This window comes from Collinsella ihumii (genome assembly GCF_030385545.1).
Taxonomy (GTDB): domain Bacteria; phylum Actinomycetota; class Coriobacteriia; order Coriobacteriales; family Coriobacteriaceae; genus Collinsella; species Collinsella ihumii.
Genome location: NZ_JAUEIQ010000012.1, coordinates 1 through 20,016, shown reverse-complemented (window position 1 = coordinate 20,016; position 20,016 = coordinate 1). Strand labels below are relative to the sequence as shown.

At 60.1% G+C, this 20,016-nt stretch carries 16 protein-coding genes; 15 read left to right on the top strand and 1 reads right to left on the bottom strand.

Annotated features, from left to right (window positions below; translation table 11 throughout):
- The first annotated feature begins 435 nt into the window (after positions 1-435).
- The 13 genes from QVN30_RS10515 (at position 436) to QVN30_RS10455 (ending at position 15,858) form a co-directional block, all read left to right on the top strand.
- On the top strand, positions 436-1,812 hold the full coding sequence (locus QVN30_RS10515; protein WP_289836317.1) for a bifunctional folylpolyglutamate synthase/dihydrofolate synthase: 1,377 nt from the start codon (positions 436-438) through the stop codon (positions 1,810-1,812).
- Positions 1,813-3,168: 1,356 nt separating this feature from the next.
- The gene (locus tag QVN30_RS10510; protein ID WP_289836316.1) at positions 3,169-3,777 is read left to right on the top strand and encodes a hypothetical protein; all 609 of its coding nucleotides are present in this window, start codon (positions 3,169-3,171) and stop codon (positions 3,775-3,777) included.
- A 103-nt stretch (positions 3,778-3,880) separates the two neighbouring features.
- A complete protein-coding gene (locus QVN30_RS10505) occupies positions 3,881-4,705 on the top strand; it encodes a sugar transferase (RefSeq protein WP_289836315.1) in 825 nt (274 codons plus the stop codon).
- Positions 4,705-5,847, top strand: coding sequence for a glycosyltransferase family 1 protein (locus tag QVN30_RS10500; protein ID WP_289836314.1), 1,143 nt, complete (start codon positions 4,705-4,707; stop codon positions 5,845-5,847). The genes QVN30_RS10505 and QVN30_RS10500 overlap by 1 nt, the downstream gene beginning before the upstream one ends.
- Before the next feature lie 2 nt (positions 5,848-5,849).
- On the top strand, positions 5,850-6,956 hold the full coding sequence (locus QVN30_RS10495) for a glycosyltransferase family 4 protein (protein WP_289836313.1): 1,107 nt from the start codon (positions 5,850-5,852) through the stop codon (positions 6,954-6,956).
- Positions 6,956-7,822 carry a glycosyltransferase family 32 protein gene (locus tag QVN30_RS10490; protein WP_289836312.1) on the top strand — a complete coding sequence of 289 codons (867 nt, stop codon included), beginning with the start codon at positions 6,956-6,958 and terminating at the stop codon, positions 7,820-7,822. Before QVN30_RS10495 ends, QVN30_RS10490 begins: the two co-directional genes overlap by 1 nt.
- Positions 7,819-9,054: a hypothetical protein gene (locus tag QVN30_RS10485; RefSeq protein ID WP_289836311.1), complete on the top strand. Its 1,236-nt coding sequence runs from the start codon at positions 7,819-7,821 to the stop codon at positions 9,052-9,054. Before QVN30_RS10490 ends, QVN30_RS10485 begins: the two co-directional genes overlap by 4 nt.
- Before the next feature lies 1 nt (position 9,055).
- Positions 9,056-10,174 carry a glycosyltransferase family 2 protein gene (locus tag QVN30_RS10480; protein ID WP_289836310.1) on the top strand — a complete coding sequence of 373 codons (1,119 nt, stop codon included), beginning with the start codon at positions 9,056-9,058 and terminating at the stop codon, positions 10,172-10,174.
- A gap of 20 nt (positions 10,175-10,194) precedes the next feature.
- A complete protein-coding gene (locus tag QVN30_RS10475; protein WP_289836309.1) occupies positions 10,195-11,403 on the top strand; it encodes a glycosyltransferase family 2 protein in 1,209 nt (402 codons plus the stop codon).
- A 106-nt stretch (positions 11,404-11,509) separates the two neighbouring features.
- A complete protein-coding gene (locus QVN30_RS10470) occupies positions 11,510-12,580 on the top strand; it encodes a polysaccharide pyruvyl transferase family protein (RefSeq protein ID WP_289836345.1) in 1,071 nt (356 codons plus the stop codon).
- A gap of 3 nt (positions 12,581-12,583) precedes the next feature.
- Entirely contained in the window at positions 12,584-14,008 is a 1,425-nt protein-coding gene (locus tag QVN30_RS10465; RefSeq protein WP_289836308.1) for a lipopolysaccharide biosynthesis protein, read from the top strand.
- Positions 14,009-15,247 carry a Coenzyme F420 hydrogenase/dehydrogenase, beta subunit C-terminal domain gene (locus QVN30_RS10460; RefSeq protein WP_289836307.1) on the top strand — a complete coding sequence of 413 codons (1,239 nt, stop codon included), beginning with the start codon at positions 14,009-14,011 and terminating at the stop codon, positions 15,245-15,247.
- Between the two features lie 83 nt (positions 15,248-15,330).
- A complete protein-coding gene (locus QVN30_RS10455) occupies positions 15,331-15,858 on the top strand; it encodes a serine acetyltransferase (RefSeq protein ID WP_289836306.1) in 528 nt (175 codons plus the stop codon).
- A gap of 120 nt (positions 15,859-15,978) precedes the next feature.
- Here QVN30_RS10455 and QVN30_RS10450 read toward each other — a convergent pair whose 3' ends face one another.
- Positions 15,979-17,154 (bottom strand): phage portal protein, encoded by a 1,176-nt coding sequence (locus QVN30_RS10450; protein ID WP_289836305.1) that lies wholly within the window; start codon positions 17,152-17,154, stop codon positions 15,979-15,981.
- A 485-nt stretch (positions 17,155-17,639) separates the two neighbouring features.
- Between QVN30_RS10450 and QVN30_RS10445 the strand changes: the two genes are divergently transcribed.
- Positions 17,640-18,755 (top strand): RlpA-like double-psi beta-barrel domain-containing protein, encoded by a 1,116-nt coding sequence (locus tag QVN30_RS10445; RefSeq protein ID WP_289836304.1) that lies wholly within the window; start codon positions 17,640-17,642, stop codon positions 18,753-18,755.
- 45 nt (positions 18,756-18,800) lie between these two features.
- Positions 18,801-19,886, top strand: a complete 1,086-nt coding sequence (locus tag QVN30_RS10440; RefSeq protein ID WP_289836303.1) for a M24 family metallopeptidase — start codon at positions 18,801-18,803, stop codon at positions 19,884-19,886.
- The last annotated feature ends 130 nt before the right edge of the window (positions 19,887-20,016 follow it).

Below are 20,016 nucleotides of genomic sequence, written 5' to 3'. Positions count from 1 at the left end.
CATATCGCCTGGTGCGGCCCGTTTATATGAAATGGCCTGCACTTTGCGTGGTTTTGTTCTAGGTGCCATCTGCGGGTCTGTGCGTGAGCCGACAATGAGGTACCGGTACCCGCATTCTTGACGCTCCCTCCACATGCGGCGCCCGCGGTGGCGCCAAGCGCCCGCATCCACATTGCCCGCGTCCGCCCGCGTGGGGACGCCGCGTGGTAGTATCTCGGGAAGCACCGATCAATTCATTCCGCACCGGTCGGCCCCGTGGCGGGCGCCTGCGCGCTCAGGCTGCGTCGGCGCAGGTACACTGCGCCTTCCTCGCCTTCGCCCGCATCCGCCTCGCCACGAGACCGACCGCCGCGAAAGCAATTGATCGGTGCTTCCCGGCCGTGCCCGCAGATGGCGCGGCGCTCTGGATCACATGAAACGTAGGAGCTGACCCATATGCCTAAACGAACCGATGCGTACGCGGTGCCCTTCGAGGTGCCCGAGCTTTCCTTTAACGAGGCGGTTTCGCTTGCCGCCGACACGGGCCGCATCTCGGGCGACGCAGGCCCGCTGCTCGAGACGGTCGTCGACATGCTCGACGAGCTCGGGCGTCCCGACGAGCACTACGACTGCCTGCAGATCGCGGGCACGAACGGCAAGACCTCGACGACCCGTTTCGCCGCGGCGATCCTTGCCGGGGAGGGCCTTCGCTGCGCGCTCTACACGTCGCCCCAGCTCGTGCGCTACCCGGAGCGCATGGAGATCGACGGCCGCGTGATATCCGACGCCGCGTTCGCCCATGGCGTGTCCGCCGCGGTCGAGGCGGGCCGGCGCGTCAACGCGGCGCGCACGGCGGCAGGGCAGCGCGCCTACACAATCACGCCGTTCGACCTGCTGACCGTTGCCGCGTTCGTCGTCTTCGCCGAGGCGAGGGTCGATGTCGCGGTGCTCGAGGTAGGCATGGGCGGCCGCTGGGACGCCACGAGCGCGGCCGATCCGGTGGCGGTCGCCATCACGGGCATCGGGCTCGACCACATGCGCATCCTGGGCGATACCTTAGGCGAGATCGCGGCCGAGAAGGCCGCCGTCATCAAGCCGGGGCGCATCGTCGTGCTCGGCGAGGGGACGCACGAGCCGGAGGTGCAGCGCGTGATGGACGAGCGCTGCGAAGCCTGCGGGGTGACGCCGCTCGTCGTGACCCATGAGGTGCGCGAGCTTCCGCGCCATGTGGGGGACATGCTCGTCTTCGCCACGGCAACTGAGCGGACGACCTACGAGGTGCGCTTTCCCAAGCCGAGCTACCAGCCTCAAAACGCCGCCTGCGCCATCCATCTGGTCGAGGCGTATCTCGGCCGCCAGCTGAGCCCCGCCTCGCTTCAGCTCAGCCTGGAGACCTGTCCCACGCCCGGGCGGTTCGATATCGTGCGGCGTCGGCCCCTTGTCCTCATCGATGCCTGCCACAACCCCCAGAGCTGCGAGAACTTTGTCAGTGCGCTCGATGAGGTCGACGAGGACGTCTCGAAGCGACCGCTGCTGCTCATCGCTGCGCTTTCCGATAAGGACGTGTCCGGCATCGTGCGCACACTCGTCCCGGCGTTCCCGCGCTTCGCGGTGACCGCGACAGCGTCCGAGCGTGCGCTTGCTCCAGCTGAGCTTGCGCAGCTTGTCGCCGAGGAGCTCGAGCGGGAGGGGAGGGCGCCTGACGGCCTGCTTTCCGTCTACGACACGGTCGCCGACGCGCTGGACGCGCTCACCGGGGCGGGAGAGCCCGTTGTCGCCGCCGGGACCATCACACTTGCCGGTGAGGTTGCCGGGTTGTTGCGGAGGCGGTAGCTTGAGGCGTCTCGAGGTGGCCTGCGGCCGTGTTGTGCGGTGGCGGGTCGCCTTGGGACGCGCCGGAGGCGCTTGGGTTTGATGGGGCATCTCGATTAACCCGGGCAGGCTCTTTTTTCTGCATGATCTTTCATGCGACTTAATCAACAACATTGCTACTAAGAATCCTGGACGGGTCTGTGAATCCTCTTCTTGCGTCCTGAAGACACGCTGCGAGGAGCCTTAAAATAAGGTGGAACCACTCGCGTGATCCTGCCTTGCAAAACCCGGAGGTGTTTACGTCCGGCGCCGTTATGCCGCATTCGTGCCCTGGATAAAACTAGAGCGCATCCGGTCTCCCGGACACGCCCTTACAAAACCCTGAGGTTTTTTCAACTGCTGTCATTATGCCCGCTTTTGGCACCAGATGTAAACGAGCTTCATGATGAAATCGAAGTAGCTGGCGAGAGAGCGTCTGTCGGGCAAACGGGGCGCGCGGCATCGAGCGCGCAGCGCATCGCGAGGCCCCCGGTCGAGGGGCTTCGCGGCGATGTTGCGAGTCCGGATCGCGTTGGGATCGCGGGATGTCAAGCGTGCTTACAATTTATGCTGCGGAGTGCGGTGCCGGCGATTTCGCTTGGCTTAGGACATGGTGCCGGCAGCTTCAGACCGAGCGCGGGGCGACGGCAGTTCCGCTTATCCGGTTGCGGGGAAGCCGTCCGAAACGAAAACGGGGCAGAACCGCTTTCGCAGTCCCGCCCCGATAAGCCCGAAGGCTTTGCAACGTGACCTTAGTTTAGCAGGCCGAGGGAAGCCGTCAAGCGCTTCATGAAGAGAAGTGCCGCAAATCCTGGGTTCTCCGGGGGCAGGCCGCATGCGTCGCCCGCCCTGAACAGTGCGCCGAGGGCCGACTCTCTTGCGGAGCGGACTGAGCCTGCGGGTGCGATCTGCGAGAAGAGGTACAGGAAGCTACATATCTGAACCATGCGGCGGCTGCTGAGCCATTTCGTGCGCAGGCGCTTCGGGATGCCGTGCGCGCCCATGGCGTTCACGAGGACGGCGGGCGGGCGCGAGGCGGGTGCGGAGGAAGCTATCTCGTTGAGGACGCAGGCTCCGTGGGCCCCGGCATTCCGAATCTGCCGAGAGTATAAGGGCGCGAAAGCGCAGGTAGTTGGTAGCGCGGATTTCGTCAAAAAGTACACGTTTTGAAGGGGTACCCGATTATCAAAAGGCAAGAGTGGGACACATGTGGAGAGCTGCGGTTTCCTTACACGCTGCGGTGCGCGGATGTGTATAATGGGGTCCGAAATATGAGTCTAAAAAGGTGTACCTTTTCGCGCCCTCTGGGGCGCGGCAGGGCCGGGGAGGAGGGATCGGATGCCCGTCGCAACAGTGCCATCAGCGAGGTCGGGAGCCCGCGGCGGCAGCCTGGCCACGGGGCTCCCCATGGGGCGGCGCAGCCCCAGGGGCCGCGAGCGCTGGTACCTCCTGCGGATGCCGGAGGGGCGCGAGGCGTCGATCTGCGCCGAGCTCAAGCGCCTGCTGTCGGCGTCCGTCCTCACTGACGCCTTCGTCCTGCGCAAGGAGCGCTGGATGAAGCGCGGCGGCGTGTGGTTCCTGGAGCCCGTGAACATGTACCGGGGCTACGCCTTCGCGGTCTCGCCCGACGCGGCGGGGCTCGCCAAGGCGATTGCCGGCCTCACGCTCCCGGTCGAGCTGGTGGGAACGGACGTCAGGTCCTGGGCCCCGCTCGCCGACGAGGCCGCGGCGTGGTACGCCGCCGCCATGGACTCGTCGCACGTCATCCGCAGCTCCACCGCCGTGATCACGGACGGCGTGCTGCACGTGCAGTCCGGCCCGCTCGTGGGCCAGGAGGCGCGCATCTCCAAGGTCGACCGGCACCGCAGGCGCTGCCAGGTGCTCGTGGGCGAGGGAGACTCCGCCTTCACCGAGCAGGCGCCCATAGACGTGCCGTTCAAGAGCTGACGCGAACGGCTGATTGCCAAGCACCACCGCAACTGCAGGAACACGGGATCAGGGTCGGGATCTTTGCCAATGAGATTGATGGAACAAGGCATGCCCTCAAATCTTGAGGGAGGGGGCACTCGATGCCCCGCTTAGTCATACGGGGGCTGGCGTGGTGACCCCCGAGGAGGCGGTGTTAGGGGCCTCCGCACCCCAAGCGACAACCGAAGATAAGACCGGTTGGATCCGGACGAGCGTCACCGACGCCGAGGCGGCGCGCATGCTGCGCGGCGCAGACTCGGGCGTGCGCCCGCTACCGCACCGCCATGGCTACCGCACCGCCAAGCGCATCATCGACATCGTTGTTTCTGGCGCGGCCATCGCCGTGCTGCTGGTGCCCGGACTCATCCTCTCGGCCGCGATCTGCATCAAGTCCCCCGGCGCGGGCCCGCTCTACAGCCAGATGCGCGTGGGGCGCGTGCGCGGGAACGGAACCTACCGCCTGTTCCGCATGTGGAAGTTCCGCTCCATGGTGCCCCATGCCGACGAGATGCTCGACCAGCTCCAGGAGGCCAACGAGGCGGACGGGCCGCTCTTCAAGATCAAGGACGACCCGAGGGTCATCCCCGGCATCGGCAAGTTCATCAGGAAGCACAGCATCGACGAGCTGCCCCAGCTGCTCAACGTGTTCGCGGGGCAGATGAGCCTCATCGGGCCCAGGCCGGCGCTGCCGAAGGAGGTCTTCCAGTACGACGAGCGCGCCATGCAGCGCCTGCGCGTGAAACCCGGATGCGGTGGGGCTTGGCAGGCGTCCACGCGCTCGGACTCTTCCTTCGAGGAGATGGTCGACCTCGACCTCGACTACATCGAGCGCCGCTCGCTCCACCACGACCTCGGCCTCGTGTTCGGCACCATCCGCTCCATGCTCAACGGCAAGGGGGCGTACTGATGGCAAAACCCGTGCGCATCTTGGAGGTCGTCAACGCGATGGACCGGGCCGGCCTCGAGACGATGATCATGAACTACTACCGCGAGTTCGACCGCGACCAGATCCAGCTCGACTTCCTCGTGCATCGCGACTGGCGCGGGGACTACGAGGATGAGATCGAGTCGCTCGGCGGGCACATCTACCGCGCACCAAGACTCTATCCGCAGCACTGGCCTTCTTACCGGAGGTTCATGCGGCGTTTCTTCGCCGAGCATCGCTACCCGGTCGTGCACTCCCATATCGACTCCATGTCCGCGTTCCCTCTTGCGATGGCGAGGGAGTGCGGCGTGCCGGTGAGGATAGCGCACTCGCACAACGATTCGGTGGACCGAGATTTGAAATACCCCATCAAGGAGATGGCGCGCTGGAAGCTGCCCAAAGTGGCGAACCGCTACTGGGCCTGCAGCATGGCCTCCGGCGTCTACCTGTTCGGCGAGTCGCATCGCAGCGAGATCCGCGTCGTGAGAAACGCCATCGAACTGGATTCGTATCGGTTCGATTCGGAGGCGCGCGATGAGGTTCGCGCTGAGCTCCACATAACTCCGGGCCAGACGGTGATCGGGCATGTTGGGCGCTTCTCGAAAGTCAAGAACCACGCCCTCCTCATCAGGCTGCTGGGTGAGCTGCGCTCGCGAGGCGAAGACGCTGTTCTCGTCCTCGTCGGTGACGGCGAGCTCCGCCAGGAGGTTGAGGGGGCTGCCGAGCGGGCGGGTCTCGCCCCCTTCGCGCGCTTCCTCGGGGTGAGGGGTGACGCGGAGCGTATCGTCAACGCATTCGACGTCGTGGTGTTCCCGAGTATCCACGAGGGTATTCCTTTGGCGCTGATCGAGGCTCAGGCCAACGGTCTTCCGGTGCTCGCATCCGAGGCGGTGTCGGGCGAGACGCTGCTCCTCCCGACCGCCGAATCCCTGCCGCCCGATGCCCCCATCGGCGTATGGGCCGATGCCGCCGTCCGCCTCGCGGGCGGCGGACGCGCCGCAAAGCCCATAGAGGTGCTCTCCGGAGCGGGATACGAGATACATGCCGCCGCCGAGGACCTCGCCGCCGCCTATATCGAGCTGTATTCCGCTGCCCTGAGCAACGGGGGACGACCATGCGCATAGCGATGATCGGACAGAAGAGGACGGGCTCGCGCGAGGGCGGGATCGAGGTCGTCGTGACCGAGCTCGCCACCCGCATGGCCGCGCTCGGGCACGAGGTGATCTGCTATGACCGCAGCGGCACCGACGTGAACGGCAATCCTGCGCCGACCGAGCCCTATGAGTACGAGGGCGTGCGCGTCGTGCCCGTCAGGACGGTCGACGTCAAGGGGCTCGCCGCCCTGACGTCGGCCTACGCCGCCACGCGCGCGGCATTGAAGAATCGCCCCGACGTGATCCACTACCACGCCGAGGGGCCTTGCAACGCGTTGCCGCTCACTGCGCGCGCGGGCGTTCGCACCGTGGCAACCATCCACGGGCTCGACTGGCAGCGCGCCAAGTGGGGCGGCGTTGCCTCCCGCGTTATCAAGCGCGGTGAGCGGATGGCGGCCCAGAAGGCTGATGCCCTCATCGTGCTGTCGAGGTCTGTGCAGGACTACTTCCAGAGCGAGTACGGCCGCGAGACCCACTTCGTGCCCAACGGCGTTGATATTGCGAAGCGCGTCCCCGCCGACCTTATCGCCGAACGATGGGGGCTTTCGGAGGGCTCCTACCTTCTCTACCTCGGCCGCATTGTGCCCGAGAAGCGCCCCGAGCTGCTGCTGGAGGCATTTCGTCAACTGGACACCGACAAACGCCTGGTGATGGCGGGCGGGTCGTCCGACACATCGGGGTTCTATGGGGAGGTGCGCGCCTGCGCCGAGCTCGACCCGCGCGTCATCATGACGGGGTTCGTCGAGGGCCGGATGTTGGAGGAGCTCTACTCCAACGCCTATCTCTACGTCCTGCCCTCCGACGTGGAGGGTATGCCCATGAGCCTGCTCGAGGCCATGGCGCATGGCCGCTGCTGCGTCACGAGCGACATTCCCGAATGCGCGGAAGTCATCGCTGAGACGGGAGCTGTCTTCGGATGCGGACAGGTTGCAAACTTGCGAGCGGTGCTCGAATCCCTGCTTGGGGATTGTCGCCATGTCGCTTCTTTGGGGCGTGCCGCCAGCTCTCGTGTGTCAACCAAGTACAGCTGGGATTCTGCCGTCACCCGAACTCTTGAGATCTATGAAGGGGTGCAGTAATGACATCTCTGCAGAATTTGAATGGCACCAGGCAAAACATGGCCGAAGACGAATCGTTACAAGAAGTGCCCAAGATAATTCATTACTGCTGGTTCGGCGGCGGAGAGCTTTCTAAATCGGCGAAAAAGACCCTGGCTTCGTGGGAGCGCTTCGCCCCGGGCTTCGAGATTCGTCGATGCGACGAAACGACATTCGACGTGACCTCCTGCGACTGGACCAGGAAAGCGTACGACGCAAAAAAGTATGCCTTCGTGGCCGACTACGCCCGGTTCAAGATGATTTACGACTACGGCGGCGTATACATGGATCTAGGGAGCAAACTGATAAGGGACATCACATCACTTGTTGAGGATTATTCACCTTTATCTGCAATTGAAGAGTTGTCGAGAATGGTTGCCCCTGGTCTAATCCTCGTTGCAAGACCGCACGACCCTGTGGTCGCATCCGTTCTGTCCCGGTATGAGGTTATGAGCTTTATTGATGATCCAGAATATCTTATCCGTAATACGGTGAACGATGTCTTCGTTGCCGAGCTTGAAAAGCTTGGCTATTCACATAAGGATGAATGGCAAACAGTTGGTGATTGGACTCTACTTCCGTCAAGCGCGTTCAATCCGGTATATGGCATCGGCGGCTATCACATCAAGAGGGACACCTACAGTATCCATCAATCATCGGGAAGCTGGACTGAGCCTGAACTCAGAGTAAAGCAAAAGATTGTGCGTTTACTAGCCCCATTTTTGGGACGTCGAATCGCGCAGATCATTGGGAGAACCATTGGGGAAATTAAAGTAAAAGGGATTCGTAATGGCGCTATAAGCCTCTTCAATGTTACTCGCGATGTTATGACAAGAGAGCAAAGATGAATAAAATGGCAAAATCTATCCTGACGGAAGATACGGCTGTCAAGCTTGGAACTGCTTCGAATCGGAGCTCAATCCTACAGTTGTCAGCGACATTTGTCGTTGGATTTCTATGCATCTACATTAGGTCTTTTTTCAGTATGACATCACTGCTCGTTTTGCCCGAGCTGCTTGATGATGGTCTTCTCTTGTTGGGCTCGATATTTCTACTCTTCCACGTACTCTTTCACTCAAAAGAATATGGGAAAAGGATTATCCCCCTTCTTTTAATCATTATTGCTTGTGCATATGCCTACCTTGCGTCGGGAGAAACGATTCCCCTGACAGTGACACTTTGCATAATCGCCGCCGCAACAGCAGGTAACGTCAGAGATATTGCAAAACTATGGTTTGCCGTAACGGCCATGTCGGTAGCCTATCTTGTAGTGGTATCGGGAATAACAGCCATTCTAGAACCTGACAGGCTGAGCTATTCCTATCGTTACGCAGGGGGAACTGCGAGATTCTCGTTCTTCTTTAGTCATCCCAATATGTTTGCGGCAATCGTTATGATGATGTGTGGCATATATATGTATCTGCGTTATGAATGGCTAAGATTCTCCTCTTTTGTTGTGTTGGCGTTGATTGCAGCAGCAACGTTTTTGTTTACAGATTCAAGGACCTCGTTCACCCTCACGTTGCTCGAAATAATCTGTTTTGCCGTTCAGCGGGAACGGGGCCTGTTTTCAGGTCGTTGGGTAACGCACTTTGTCGGTGTCATGCCAATCCTGCTGTTTGTGCTGGTCTATTTGATTTCTGGCCCACTATATAGGGACTCATTAGGAAGTTTGCTTACAGGAAGGGTCTCGCTTTGGCATAACTGCTTTGTGACTCAAGGCATCACAATTCTTGGCCAGCAGTTTGAACCGTCGAGAATCGTGAGCAGCACAGGATGGGTATCTTATTTCGGAACCCTGGACTGCGTTTATGCATCGGGCCTATACGTATTTGGTCTCGTATTCTCGGGATTTTTCTGTTGGTGTGTTTTTGCTCGAACGCGTCGAGAGGACTCACGACTTGGGATAGAACTTCCTCTAATTCTAGTGCTTCTGCTATTCGGAGTCACCGAGGTTCACGCACTCAACCCAGTGCTTTGCGTACCATTGCTTTTTTTGGCCGGCGGAATTCTACCAAAAGAAAGCCATCATGCATGGCGTCCGGTGTTATCTAATCAAGCGAAGTCATCACGGGGATAAAATGGGGCTGCTTATCAAGATACTCATGAAAGCCGCCCGTGCCGCCCTTAGATCAGGCGGCCTGTACCGTATGGTGAGAAAATGGGCGGTAAACCGTGGCCGCACTGTGCTTCCGTCTACGGAAAGCGCGCGGACTGTTCTAGAGAACGCATCCCCTAGGCCGGCAGCCTGCGACTTGCCAGCGTCTAGGGATTGGCCAAGTGATCCCGAGGCGGATGTCACCATTATTATCCCTTGCTACAACGCCCGGGCGTACGTCGAAAAGTGCGTCAGGTCGGTACTCGGACAAAGGACCTCTCGTTCTGTCGAGGTTATTGCGGTCGACGATGGATCGACCGATGGCACAGGCGACATCCTCGACCGTCTTGCTCTGGATGATGTTCGCTTATGCGTCATCCACCAAAGTAATAGGGGGTTTTCTGGGGCACGAAACATCGGTATTTCAAAAGCGAGGGGAGCGTTGATTTCGTTCGTTGACTCCGACGATATGCTCGTGCCAAACGCGATAGAAACCTTGTGCCGCGAGTACGACAAGGGCGGATGTGATTTTGTCACAGCGGACTACCTCACGGTGTCGGCAGATGGCTCGAAACATTCATCGCATAAGGGTCAGAGGAGTCACGGTGCTCCTTGGGGTCGTATCTATTCGCGTGAAGTATGGCGGAGAATCGAGTTCCCCGAGGGGTTTTGGTTTGAGGACACAGTTCAGGCGTTTTGCATAGATCCGATATTCAGAAACCGTTACATAGACGAAGAGCTCTACGAGTACCGCAAGCATCGGGGAAGCATATCAAAGCGTTATCACTTTCAGAAGAAGGGGCTGGATACCTATTGGGTTATTGAGGAAATGCTTCGCTGGTGTGAACAACTTGGCATTGGGTATGGGCAGCATATTCTCGACCAAGTCGTAATGCACATGGGCCCGTTGATGCTTGCTAGAACAGTCGCACTGACTAAGGAGGAGAAACTCGCGATGTTCACTGCCTGCTGCTCCCTCTTGGCATCTATCTCGGAATTTGAAGGAATGGGAACCACGCTTGGCGACAGATGGGACGACGTCCTCATTGCGCTCCGAACATCGAACTACGCCCTCTGGTGTCTTGCGGCTACAGCCGCCTAATCTGCAAAGGGGATCACAAAGTGGCACTTTGTAACAATGATCGCTTCTTAGAAGAGAAGCGAGCAAACTACGTGATAAACAAGAGCTTCAAAATGAGGAGGGAAAACTGTGCTTCGCCTGTGATTTCGATTGTTATTCCTGCATACAATGCTGCTGAATCCTTGAAGCGTGCGTTGATGAGCATAAGCGCTTGGAAGGGAAAAGATCTTGAAGTCATTGTTGTTGATGATGGATCCGAAGACAACACCATTTCAGTCGCAAACTCAATCGCGTTAACGGATAGCAGGTTAACTGTAATCCATCAAGACAATATGGGTCGTTCGTCCGCCCGCAACACCGGAATATCAATTGCGCACGGGGAATGGTTGATGTTTGTTGACGCCGACGACTATCTATTAGCTGGATGGGACGGGGTAACAAAAGACGCGCTGAATCAGTATGGCAACTCGGTCGATTATCTCATCTTTTCGATGACGAGAAGCGATCTCGAGGATTCTACGGTATCCATATCATCCGTCGACGGTAATCATACATCGACCAAGATTACTGCATCGGTGTTAAAAGATGCGCTAATCAAAGGGAAGTCAATCGGCTACGATTCCATCAAGTCTCAAGGCTTCGAGTGGAATGCATGTTGGGCACGTCTTTTTCGGAGAAGATTGGTCATAGAAGCAGCGGAGGGACATGGTGGTCTGCCCTTTCCTCCTTGTTTGCGTTTTTCGGAAGATCGGCTATTCAATCTAGCCGTTCTAGACACAATGGGAGACAGCGAGATAGCTCTAGTAGATGTCCCTATCTACTATTGGGATCTAGGTCTTTCATCAACTGTAGGGAATGCTTCCCCCGATGACGCCCTGAGCCTAAACGACTTTGTGGTTGCAGTTGATGAAATGCGGCTCGAGCACGAGAAGGCAAACTTGGTAGCCCAGGAAGCTTTCTTCCAGTTTAGAAGGTCGGCATCACTTAGCATCTTCAAACTGGCTAAGGCCACAAGGACATGGAAAAATCTACTTGAGAACTCGTGCATTTTGGAAGCAGTTCCACAGATGTCTCGGTTTGCAGGGAAACATGTTCGTCTTCATCGCTTGTCTCTTGTCTTATTGAAAAAGCGATACGTACTGCCAGGTCTATTCATTCAGCACGTCACTCAGAGAATTGGCGGGGCGTTACGAACGGCAAGAGGGTGGATGAAACGGCGCCGAAGCAAGCTAAACACTGGCGCTGAATGATAGCTCTGCACAGGTATTGAAATCCGCCATGATTGCGCGCTTATACAAAAAGTATGAATTGAAGTGTGGAGGATAGCGAAATGACAGAGATTGGACCGTGGTGCCAATGAGGATTGGCATTGTGACATTCCATTGTTCATATAATTTTGGGTCTGCGCTCCAGGCGTATGCCATTCAAGAGGCGATTTCGAAACTTGGTCATAGCGTGCACCTTATTGATTACCGTTCAAACAATTGGGAGCAATATCGATTAATAGACCCCAAGCATCCACGCAAGACGATCCGAACGCTTCGACGTTTCAAACGCTTTTGGTCTAGAGAAGTCGCCTTCAAAAAGTTCGCTGCTCAACGCTTCCAACTAACGAGAAGGTTTGACTGGAGGAACGAGAAGAAACTTGAAGTGTTGCAAAGAGAAAATGATTGCTTTGTGTGTGGGAGCGATCAAATATGGAATCTTGACTGCACCCAAGGGGTGGTCGAGCCCTTCTTCCTTTCTTTCGCAGGGGACAAGCGTCGCGTCGCCTATGCCCCCAGCTTGGCACACACCTCGTTCAGACCGGAGAATTTCGACAAGGGCAAAGTGGCGAAGTTGCTGTCGAAGTTCGATTACCTCTCGGTACGCGAGGGGGAAACCGTCCCACTATTCCAGCCACTCGTTAACAAGAAAATCGAGGTCACGCTCGATCCCACGCTCCTGCTCGATGCCGACGCCTACGCCGGCATGGCGAATGCGTATATCAAGGAGGGACCTTACATCTTCACGTACCTTCTTCGGGAATGCCCTGAGCTCATCGAGAGCGCAACGGCGATGGCGAACGAAGGTTCATACATCTACTACATATCCGAGAAGGATCTACACATCCCTAACTCGGTGAATCTCTTTGGCGCAGGCCCAGAGGAGTTCGTTTCGCTCATAGCTCATGCGGATGCGGTGCTCACTAATTCGTTTCATGCCACAGTGTTCTCCATCCTCTTTCACCGCCCCTTCCGTGTGTTCGCAACCGACGAAAGTGCTTCTCGCATGCACAACCTCCTAGGCAAATTAGGGATATTAAAGAGAAGTGTGGCGGATGTCGATGCTTCTCCTGTCGCTGACGAGAATTGGAATGAGGTCGATCGAAGGCTCAGCGACCTGCGCAAAGGTTCATGGGATTATCTCAGAAGGGCGCTGTCGTAGCGTATGGACGAAACGAAGAGACTTGTAAAGAACACCGGCGTGCTGGCTATCGGTGGGATGGCGACGAAGCTCGTGTCGTTCCTCCTCCTGCCGCTGTACACCTCCGTACTCTCAACGGCGGAGTACGGAACTGTGGACTATATCAACACCATCGCGCTTTTCCTGGTGCCGGTGGTTTCCGTCCTCATGGACGAGGCGCTGTTCCGCTTCCTGATCGACTGCGAGAACGATGCGCAAAAGCGGCGTGCGGTCACTTGCTCCTGCGCCGCCATGGTAGTCGGCTGCTCGGTGTTCGCTGTCGGGGCGGCTGCTGCGTGGGCTCTTTTCCGTCCGGGAAATCTCGCCTGGGTGGTCGCGCTCGTCGTCGCGCAGGCCCTCCTGCAGATGACCGGTGCGGTGCTCAGGGGTTTTGGCAAGACGCCCTCTTACGCACTCATGAACTTCATCGCATCTGCCGTGACCATCGTGCTTAACGTCGTGTTCATAGCGGTGTTTCGCTGGGGAGTGGTGGGTATGCTCTCGGCGACGGTGGTCGCGCAGGGCGGGGCGGCGCTGGCGTTTCTCGTGCGCGAGCGCATCTGGCGCTATGTCGATCCCAAGGCCTTCGACGCCTCCTACGCCGTCGACCTCGTGCGCTACGCCGTGCCGCTCATCCCCAACAAGGTCTCCTGGACCATCATGAACATGGTCGACCGTCTCATCATCATGAACGTGATGGGGGCATCGGCCGCGGGCGTCTACGCCGTGTCCTACAAGTTCCCGAACGTCATGGACACCGTCTACGGGTTCTTCTACCAGTCGTGGAAGGAGAGCTCCGCGCGGGCGCTGGGCTCCGATGGCGACGAGGTCGCCTTCTACAACGCGGTGTACCGGGCGCTGCGCCGCTTTATGGCAGCCGTGGTCCTCGTCATGACGGCTCTCATGCCGCTGGTGTACGGGCTCCTCGTCGAGGGCGACTACGGCGAGGGCATGCTCTACGTCCCGATCCTGCTGCTCGCGACCTACTACAGCAACATCTCCGGGTTCTACGGCGGCATCTTCACCGCGCACCGCGACACGGGGATCATGGGGACGACCACGGTGGTCTCAGCGCTGCTGTGCCTCGTGCTGTGCTTCCTGCTCATCCCGGCGATCGGCCTGTGGGGCGCCTCGGTGGCCACTCTAGCGGCGACCTTCACGGTGAACGAGTACCGGCTCGCGAAGGTGCGCCAGCACGCGAATCTCGACCGGGACTACAAGGGGCGTGCCGTCGCCCTGTTGGCGCTCGCGGCGGTGTTCGCGCTCTACTACGCCTACTGCTACACGGGGGCACCGGCGGCGCTCGCTCTCTGCATCGTAGCCGCCCTTGCGTACTCGGTGCCGGCCAACTGGCCCATCGTCAGAAGGGTTCCGGCTATTGCCCGTTCGGTTCTCAAGAGGGGGAAGTAGATGGAGACAAGGGATCTTTGGGCGAAGCCGGCAAACTGCTGCGGGTGCGGGGCATGCGCAGCGCACTGCCCGAAGGGCGCGATCTCCATGGAGGAGAGCCCGGAGGGGTTCGTCTATCCCCGCATCGACGCCGGACTGTGCGTAGGCTGCGGCCTGTGCAGGAAGGCCTGCGGGCTGCAGAACCGCTATGCGCAGGAGACCTCGGGGCCGTGGTACGCGGCCTGCTACCGTGGGGACTCGTCGCTTTCCGCCTCGGCGGGGGCGTTCTACGGGCTGGCTCGCTCGGTCGTGGATGGTGGCGGGGCCGTGTTCGGCGCGGCGTACGTGCGGGATGACGACGGCCTTCACGTCCGGCACGTCATGGCGGAGGATCCGGAGGGGCTCTCCGCCCTGCAGGGGTCGAAGTACGTCCAGAGCGACGCGGGCTCCTGCTTCCCTGAGGTGAAGAGGCGGCTCGAATCCGGCGGGGAGGTGCTCTTCTCCGGCACCCCATGCCAGGTGGCGGGGCTGCGCGGCTACCTCGGGCGCGACTGGCCCAACCTCGTCACGGTCGACCTCGTCTGCCACGGCGTCCCGTCGGAGGCCATGTTCCGGTCGCTCGTGGCTTCGATCGAGCGCCAGCAGAGCAAGCGCGTCGTCGACTTCCGCTTCCGCTGCAAGCGCAGCGGATGGGGCCACTCCCTCCTCCTCCTCCTCCTGAGGCCACTCGATGCTGCCGACTCGTCGCGTGACGAGGAGGTCTTCATCCCGGCGCACGACTTCGCGTATTACGACCTCTTCCTGAACCTCAAGACGCTGCGCGACAGCTGCTACTCCTGCCCGTTCTCCGGCCCGCTGCGGCCGGCGGACATCACCGTCGGCGACTTCTGGGGGGTGCAGCACAGCAGACCGGACGTATTGGAGGGCGGGCGCTTCGATTTGGAGCGGGGCGTGTCTTGCGTGCTTGTGAACACCGAGCGCGGCAAGAAGTCCCTAATGCGTCACGGCTCCGGGCTCGACCTATTCGAGGTCTCCTTCGGTGACATCGCTAAGGGAAACGACCAACTTCGACATCCGAGCGAGCTGCCCGAAGATAGGGACGCCTATCTCGATGCCTATCGCAATAGCGGCTGGGGTGAAGTAGAGACGCTTTGGCGCGGTCGTGAGCGTGGCACAGCATATCGAATAAAACGGATTGCGCAATCAATAGTTCCGAAAAAGATAAGGAATATTATTAAGAGGTTGCTGAGACAGGCATAAGCGAGATGCTGAACATGTGGCGAATAGACCATGCCGAAGAAATGTCAAAGATTGGCAGATAAACGTTTGAAGCGAGGAGGAACGTGAACGAGTTCATAGCGAGCGATCTGTTTAGATTGTCGGGAAAAGTAAGCGGTAGAGAATTCATCAAGCAATATCTCAAGAGCAGCGGCTTTAGGTACTTGGTAGCGTTTCGTAAAGCTCAGGGGGGGGGATTACTCGGTCGTCTGCTCTGGCTGTTTCGTTCGAGGCGAAATGATATTGGCATCGGCGCTCAGATTGGATACGGACTGTACATCGGCCATGATGGTCCCGTCGTGATAAACGGAACGGTGACGATAGGAAATAACTGCAATCTATCACAATTTACTACAATTGGATCCAATCATGATCATGCAGCAAAAATAGGTGACAATGTCTATATAGGTCCAAACGTGTGCATTGTAGAAGATGTCGTAATAGGATCGAATGCAACCATTGGAGCAGGAAGTGTCGTCACGAAAGACATTCCCGAAAACGCCACCGCCGCCGGAAATTATGCGAAAGTACTCAACTGCCGAAACCCGGGCCGCTACATCAAGAATCCCTGGCCGGTAAAAGTTAAAGAGTAGCAGCTCCCATTGCCTCGCCCGAAGCGCCGAGACGTTTATCCCTATCGGCGCTTCACAATGTGGCGGAGGTAATTCTCGTAATATCACCTCAATATCTTCCGCAGTCATATTGGCGGACATTTAGCGACTATTGTCGTCGCTTTCCCCAAACCACTTTCTGCGGTATTCGTTAGGCAGCATCAGCCCTGCAGCCACCTCGGCCATGTCCTGCCGCTTCTCGGCCGCAGTGTCCGTGATGATCGAATCGTCGAAGCTGACCCGCACGTCACCTTCGTCCGGCAGCGAGACGCCAAGCGACCGCGATGCTGCCATCGCCGCCCGGCATATCCCCACGACCGCCTTCTCCAGCACGTGCTCGTGCCGCCGGATGTTCCGCATCAGCGCCGAGTTGTCCGACGACACCTCGGTCGCCGTCTTCACGTACCCGGCCCCGTCGAAGTCGAAGTAGCTGATGCCGAATCCGCACAAATCCCCGAGCATCTGCAGCGCCATCCGCAAGGCCTTCGCCTGCGCGTCCGTGCGCAGCTGCGGCGCGAACTCCCGTATCGTGTCCTCCGTGCTCATGGCCTTCCGGAACACCGTGCAGTCCTGCCGCCCGAACGGGATGGACACCTTGCGCCCGCGCCCGTCCTCCTCCTGGTCGAACATCACGTCCGATAGGAAGACGCGCATCTTCCCGTTGTCCACCTCCGAGATCATAGCGTCGAACGCCAGGTCCACCGCCTGGATGGCGTCGATGGCGTCCGCGAACACCGACTGCCCGTAGGGGCCCATGTCCACCCTCGTGTTGTCAATCGCCGGCTTGACGAGCGCAAATGTCGGCAACTCCGAATCCGTCGCGTACGCAGGGCACGCCCCGACCGGCTCGACCTCGTTGCCCCGCCTGTCGAAGCACGCCGTCTCGATGCGGTAGCCCGAATCGCCGCGCAGGTGCATCTGCAGTTGGTTGACCGCGCGCACCTGGTAGAACGCCCCCGTCACGAACGCGCACTTGGCCACTCCCTCCTCGTCCCACGTCAGCGGTGCCACCATCCGTGCGTCGTAGTGCCGGATGCGCACGCGGCTCGCGTCGGCGTCCACCCACAGCGCCCACGCGCACATGCCCATGCCGAACGCGCACATCATCGTCGCCTGCTCCGCGGGCATGAACCCCCTCTCCGCCAGGTAGGTCGCCAGCCAGTCGGTGAATTCCTGACAGTCACACACCGCCTGCGTCTTGTCGTTCAGCAGCAGCGGCCTCCAATCCCGGCATGCCCGCAACGCCGTATGGGTCGACTGCTTGTGCACCTCCCACATCCTGCCGACTCCGTCAGTGTCTTTGCCTGTCGTCCGCATCCACTCGTGCTAGCTCCTGATACACGGCTCCAGCGCTTCCAGGGGAAACACGAACCCCAACGCCCGTAGATACCCCCGTACGCGCTCCGGCGCCAAGCGCTGGTCGTGCATGATGTCCAGCACGACAAAGTTCCTCCTTGTATCGAACTGCCCCGCGCATCATCCTGGTTTGTTACAGCGGCTATGCCATTCCAGATGTCATGGGCAAGTAAGCCTCACCAAGCGCCACGTCGCGCCAGCCCGCCCACCCTCAAGCCCAAGCCTCAACAAGACGCACCCCACGAAGAGGGGAGCGCCATCCCTCCGACCTCCTCCCCAAACCCCACCCCCACGCAACACCCCATGCCACTCATGTGAAAATTCTTCAACTTCAACTTCAAGGTTAAGGCTTGCCCTATACTGATGCTTGAACCAAGAGTAAGGAGCAGCTTTTTCGTATGAGTCCCATGTCCTCAGTATCTTCGCGCCCGTCTCGCCCCTGGTCGCGCATCGCGTGCACGGCCGGGCTCGCGACGGTGCTCGGGCTTACCGGTGCGTTTGGCCCCTTCGTGTCAGTCGCCCATGCGGCGACGGCGGAAACGACCGTCGAGCTCGATCGCCTGACCGAGCAGGTCGCGCAGGCGCAGGCGACGCATAGCGACGCCATCGCGCGGGCGACAGAGCTGAACGACCAGATCGCCCAGCAGGCAGACGAGATTCTGCATCTCGAGCAGGACGTCATGCCCGTCTACCGCGAGCGCGCCGCCGAGGCGGCCTCGCGTCTCTACAAGATGCACGAGACGTCGGGCAACATCATCTCGCTGCTCTTCTCGGCTTCCTCGTTCTCCGACTTCATCACGCAGATGAAGTACCTCAACGCCATCCAGGATGACAACGCGAGCGTGCTCGCGGACCTCGAGGAGGCCTCGGCTGAGCTGAACGCCAAGATGGCCGAGCTGACCCAGGCGAAAGACGACGCGCTGTCGGAAGGGCAGAAAGCCGCCGAGGCGCTGGATCAGGTCTCCGCCGCGCAGGCTGCCCTCGAGGAGCGCGCCGCGAGCGAAGACGCCGCCGAGGCGGAGGCGGCGAGAAAGGCTGCGGACGAGGCTGCTGCCATCCAGGCTCAGATGCAGCAGCAATACGAGCAGACGTCCGCTGCGACCGAGTCGGCCGACGACGCGATCTCCCAACAGCCTGAGCAGGATCCCGCGCAGGATACATCCGAATCCGAGACGCCACAGGAATCCGAGCCCGCCCCGGAAACCCCGCAGGACTCGACCTCGGACTCCGAGAGCGGCTGGATGACCGGCGTCGCCTCCCATTACGGCACCGGCGACGGCCTCATGGGTAGCCTCACGGCAAGCGGCGAACCGGTGACGGAGACGTCGATGTGCATCGCCATGCTCGATGTGCCGCTGGGTACGAAGGTCGAGATCCGCTATGGCGGAAAGACCGTGGTCGCCTGCGTGAACGATCGGGGCCCGTATGCGCACGGGCGCGTGATCGACATGCAGCCCGCCGTCGCCCGCGCCCTCGATTTCATCTCCGTGGGCGTCGGCACCGTGGAATACCGCATCCTGTAACGCTATGGGGGATTCGTCCCCCTTTTTCATTGGGAGGTGGCGCCTATGGCGCATGTGGACGAGGCACGCGTCGGGCGCGTGCTGGAGCGGCTCGAGCAGGGGCATCCCTCCTCGCAGCTGCTCGTGACCGATCCCTGGTCGATCTTCTATCTCACGGGCTTCTATGCCGAGATGTTCGAGCGCTTCTCCGGCGTGCTGCTCGCACCGGGCAAGCGCCCGGTGATCTTCGACAACGCGCTGTATCCCATCGATTCGTACGACAACGCGGACGTGGTGGTGTTCAACGACACCGATGACATCGCGAGCGTGCTCATGGAGCATATCGATCCCGAGCTCCCTTTGGGCGTCGATGCCCAGATGCGCTCGGGGTTTTTGCTCCCGCTGCAGGAGCGCCGCGCTGCCTCGTCGTTTTTCCTCGGTTCGTACGCGGTCGCGCAGACCCGTGCGCGCAAGGACGAGCGCGAGCGCGAGCTCATGCGCGCGTCGAGCGCCATCAACGACGCGGTCATGGCCGAGTTGCCCGCGCTCGTGCACGACGGGGTTACCGAGCACGAGATCGCCGTGCAGATGCTCGCGCTGTATCGGGCCCGCGGCGCGCAGGGCTTCTCGTTCCCGCCGATCGTGAGCTTCGGCGCGAATGCGGCGAACCCCCATCATGAGCCGGATGACACGGTGCTGCACGCGGGCGAGGTCGTGCTGTTCGACATCGGCGGCCAGCACGAGGGCTATTGCTCCGACATGACGCGGACCTTCTTCTTCGGCGAGCCCGATGAGGAGTCGGCGCGCATCTACGATATCGTGCGCCGCGCGAACGAGGCGGCGGAGGCTCTGGTTCGTCCGGGCGTTCGCTTCTGCGATCTCGACCGTGCCGCGCGCCGCGTGATCGAGGACGCCGGGTACGGCCCGTACTTCACCCATCGCCTGGGCCATTCGATCGGCCTTCAGGATCACGAGCCGGGCGACGTCTCCGCCGTCAACGAGGATGTCGTCGAGCCGGGCATGACGTTTTCCATCGAGCCCGGCATCTATCTGCCGGGCCGTACCGGCGTGCGCATCGAGGACCTGGTGCTCGTGACGGAGGACGGGGCCGAGATCCTGAACTCCTACACCAAGGAGCCGACGCGGATCTGAGTACGCAGCGGTTCGGGCCCGCTCGATGGGTTGAAACGAACCCCAACGAGCCCATTCTCGTCTCGTGTATGCATCGTCGCGTTTTCCGAGAAGGGCGAAGGGGGCCGATGACACAGAATGGGCAAAATGA